The following is a 749-nucleotide window of genomic DNA, read 5'->3' as shown; positions in this document are numbered from 1 at the left end:
CAGCAAGGCTGAACATTCCATCCGTTTTTGTCAGCGGGGGACCAATGCTGGCAGGCAAATTAGCCGGAGAGAACATAAGTTATTCGAATATTTCCGAAGCTGTCAGCCGTAACAGAACAGGAGAAATTACAGACCGTGAACTCTGTGCATATGAAAGCAAAGCATGCCCAACCTGCGGTTCCTGTTCCGGTATGTTCACGGCAAACAGTATGAACTGCCTGACAGAGGTTCTGGGAATGGGACTGCCCGGCAATGGCACCATACCGGCAGTATATGCCAGCCGCCTGCGCCTTGCTAAACATGCCGGCATGAAGATCATGGATCTGGTTAAAAAAGACATAAAGCCCTGTGACATCATGGTCAAAGAGGCTTTTGAGAATGCCCTTACCATAGATATGGCGTTAGGCTGCAGTACCAACAGCATGCTTCATCTTCCGGCGATTGCCCATGAATGCGGGATCAGGCTGGATTTAGACCTGGCGAATGAAATATCGGAAAAAACACCGAATCTGTGTCATCTGGCACCTGCAGGGAATCATTATATTGAGGATTTAAATGAAGCGGGTGGAATTGGGGCTGTTATGAAGGAAATCAGTAAACTGGGACTTCTGCATACGGAACTTATGACCTGTACCGGAAAGACAGTAGGAGAAAATATCCGGGACAGTAAAATTACGGATGAAGACGTGATAAGACCGGTGACAAATCCTTATAGTGAGACCGGTGGAATTGCGGTTTTAAAAGGCAAT

General features: G+C 47.3%; 1 protein-coding gene. It reads left to right on the top strand.

What is annotated here, in order from left to right:
* Positions 1-749 (top strand): dihydroxy-acid dehydratase (locus ACH2DQ_RS04570; RefSeq protein WP_395025743.1); only part of this gene is annotated, 749 nt, incomplete at both ends.

It is taken from the genome of Robinsoniella sp. (assembly GCF_034124845.1).
The sequence above is the reverse complement of the archived record's forward strand: the minus strand, read 5'-3'. Positions and strand labels throughout refer to the sequence as shown.